This window comes from Bacillota bacterium, assembly GCA_040754675.1.
GTDB lineage: Bacteria > Bacillota > Limnochordia > Limnochordales > Geochordaceae > Geochorda.
This window is the reverse complement of sequence record JBFMCJ010000498.1, coordinates 1-2,974: the sequence shown is the minus strand read 5'-3', so window position 1 is coordinate 2,974 and position 2,974 is coordinate 1. Positions and strand designations below refer to the sequence as shown.

Here is a 2,974-nt window from a genome sequence, read left to right as displayed (position 1 = left end):
CGCGCGTGGTGGAGAGGGGGGGTACACGCTGGTGACTGAGGCGCGTGATGGAATCCTGGAGGATCTGGCGCGCGTTGGTGCAATGTGGCTCGGTGACGTGCGTGACCTGTGGTGCGGGGGGGACAAGGTCCGGTGCACGCGGGTCGTGCAGGACCTGGCCGGGGACGGGCTGGTGGAGGTACGGCGCGGGTGCAGTGATGCGCGGCGGCGGTACGTGGTGCTCACGAAGAAGGGCATCGAGGTCATGGGCCTTGGAGGCAGCCGGCGCGGGTCGCGGATGAACGTCGCGGCCGGGGAGCGGCTGGCGGAGCAGAGTGCCCTGTTTGTGGAGCTGGTCCGGAGCGGGGTGCGCCGCGAGGACATCCTGGTCAGCCAGGAATTGCGGGCGAGGGCGCGTTTGCCGTATCAGTCCAGGCCCGTGCTGGGACTGCTGCAGAACTCGCGGCTCGTTGTCCTGATCCGGGCGCCCATCTCGTGGAAGAGGTGGCGGCGCCTCCTGCGGTATGCCTCTGGTGTGCATGACTGGGTCATCCTGGCCCGGGACAACCGCACCTGGTCACGCCAGCTTGACACCTGGGTCCATGGCAAGTGCGGCACCCCCACCTGGATACCCAAGCCCTCCTGGTCGGTGCCGAAGCTGGTGGAGTGGTTGGGCAGCCGGGACGCCGGGGCCTGGCAGGCCGTCCGGGAGGCCTCCCGCTACGGGTTGGACCTGGCACCCGCGCCCCAGCGCAGGGCCAGGCGCTACAGGACCGAGGATCAGCAGTTCTGGTGCCACGTCGGCGGCCAGTTTTGCCTCCTTGAGGACTTCCGGGCGTTCCCGGTACACCGGCTGTGTGTCCTCGCGACCCCGGAGGGAAGAGCGCAGGAGTGCGGTGCGGACTGCGGCGTGCTGGCCGTGGTGGAAACGGCCCGCGATGCGTCCCGCCTGGCGAAGTACCTGGGACCCGATGCGCCCTGGTTCTTTCTCGTCGTCGGTGCACATGGGATCAAGCTCCTCCGCCTGCGGGGAAAGGACCTGGTTCAAGCTGGAGGGGGTGCGAGTGCATGAAAGTCGTGATTTCCGCAGACGAGGTGGCCCTGGTCGAGCGCCGCCTGGCGATGGCCGAAGGGCGCGTGCGCTCCCTGGCCCGCACGGTCGCCATGGGGGTCCAGCGCCAGGTGGTGGCGCCCGTGCCCTGGGACCCGAGCTGGTGCCTGTCCTGCTTCCCGCGCCTCCGCCTGGCTCGCGGCTGGACGCTCGTTGGTTACCTGGTCGCGTGTCCCGGCAGGGTGAGGACGCTGCACGCTGTCTGCTGGGGCCGGCCGCCTGGTGTCGGCTGGCTCAAGGAGCAGGTGGACGATCTGGAGTGGGCTCCCTGGCTCAATGCCGCCCCGCGGCGGTGGCCCTTTGAGGTCAACCCCTTCCTGGAAATAGCCGTGCGCACGGACGGCACCCCCGAAGGTTGGTGGCAACTAAGGCTGTTCGCGTGGCGGCTGCGCAGCCTCGGCTGTGTGGGTTTGCCCAACATGCTCCCGCCTGGGCGGCTGGTGAAGTCGGCACTGGACCTCGCCGGGAGGCTCTGGGCGTGTGCTGGCAACCGCCTTCCCTCGCATTGGCTTCCGACCGTGCAGACGCTGCCCAGCAGCGTGCTGGTGCGGTGGCACGAGCGTGTCCGGTACGAAGACGGGGTAGAGGAGGTGGTGCGGCTGTGGACGAGAAACGTGACCGGCCAGGTGTGCCTGACCAAGCGCGTGACGAGCATTCTTGTGTCCCCCTCCGGGGCCGGAGAGTAACGCCCTGGGACTTCCGCGGCGTCGAGCACGGGGTGGCCTTTGACCTGGTCGACCTGCTGAGCCGGCTGGCCTCCGAGTGCGGCCCCAGGCGGTACGCGCCAATGTGGGCGTCGGACCTCGGCTGGCCGCTGACGTCCGGCCCCAGGCTGCGCGTTCCGCCCGGCCGCAGGCGGCGGCTCCCTGCCAGGTGGCTCCTCAGGAGGATAGCCCGTGTGATGGGCCTTGAGTGTCGTGCCCGCGACAGCGCGTCTTGGCGCACGCCCGCCGATTTCGTCCGCTGGGCCGCCGCACGCCTCGACCCGGTCCCGCAGGATCTCGGGGACGAGCTTTGCTGGTGTGGCAGCGGCAGACCACTCGGTTCCTGCTGCGCCGCCCGGTACCGTCCCAGGCGCGTTCTCGCGCGGATGCCCGCGGGCAGGCGCCGGACGGCGGTTTCGGTGCCGGCCCGGGCGGACTGAAACCGGGGGAGGGGGAGGCGGGGACGTGGTGGGTGTGTGGGAAATGCTCAAGCGTGCCAAGGCGCACGCGGGTGCCGACCCCGACCGGGTGGTTTGGGTGTCGGCTGTGACGGTGGCCCGGCTCAAGTGGTGCCACTGGGCCGCGGTGGTGGAGGCCAGGGAAGCTGAGCCGGCGGTGTTCCGCGCCTGGTTGGCCGACCGGGTGCAGCTTGCCCTGGCCCAGGGGGTGGTCAGGGCAGCTCCGGGTTCCCCGGAGGACCTGCTCGACCTGGCCCTGTCGGATGCCGTGGCCGGAGGCGAGGTCCTGGGCGGCGACGGCCTGCTCGGGCTGCCCCTGCTGCCCGGTGGGGTCTCGGGCGGCGGGCCCAGGCGGTGGGTTCGTGTAGGCGGCCTGTTCCTGTGCACCGAGCCGGACGGTGTAGAAGACAGTGCCGTGATCGAGCGCGAGCCCCTGCCTGCCTTCCCGGCCCGGTTTGCCTGGCCGGTGATGGAGCTGCACGCCGACCTCTGCGGGCTGGCCTTCGGGGCCGGGTGGAAGCGGGTGCTCCTGGACGGCGAGCGGCGCGACGCCCCTGTGGACCTGGCGGCCGCCGCGTCCGCCCTGGAGGTGTTCCGGGAGCTGGAGGCGGGCTCGCGCGACCCTGTTCCGCCGCAGTCCTGGAAGTGCCGGGAATGCGAGGTCTGGGAGGGCTGCATCCTGGGTCCGAAGTAGAGGAGGTGCCCCGGTGGCCAAGTGGCTC

The 2,974-nt window shown here is 71.0% G+C and carries 4 protein-coding genes; all 4 read left to right on the top strand.

The annotated features are described in order from the left end of the window. Nucleotides 1–1,051, top strand: a 1,051-nt coding sequence (locus tag AB1609_19740; GenBank protein MEW6048676.1) for a hypothetical protein, incomplete at its 5' end; no start/stop codon positions are given. Then, nucleotides 1,048–1,776, top strand: a complete 729-nt coding sequence (locus AB1609_19735) for a hypothetical protein (protein ID MEW6048675.1) — start codon at nucleotides 1,048–1,050, stop codon at nucleotides 1,774–1,776. The genes AB1609_19740 and AB1609_19735, both read left to right, overlap by 4 nt. Beyond that, nucleotides 1,692–2,234, top strand: a complete 543-nt coding sequence (locus AB1609_19730; GenBank protein MEW6048674.1) for an SEC-C metal-binding domain-containing protein — start codon at nucleotides 1,692–1,694, stop codon at nucleotides 2,232–2,234. The genes AB1609_19735 and AB1609_19730 overlap by 85 nt, the downstream gene beginning before the upstream one ends. A gap of 28 nt (nucleotides 2,235–2,262) precedes the next feature. Continuing rightward, nucleotides 2,263–2,946, top strand: a complete 684-nt coding sequence (locus AB1609_19725) for a hypothetical protein (GenBank protein MEW6048673.1) — start codon at nucleotides 2,263–2,265, stop codon at nucleotides 2,944–2,946. Nucleotides 2,947–2,974: the final 28 nt, after the last annotated feature.

What these genes read in the sequence shown, in the direction of transcription:
- AB1609_19735 (MEW6048675.1), top strand. Translation starts at nt 1,048, where the DNA reads ATGAAAGTCGTGATTTCCGCAGACGAGGTGGCCCTGGTCGAGCGCCGC.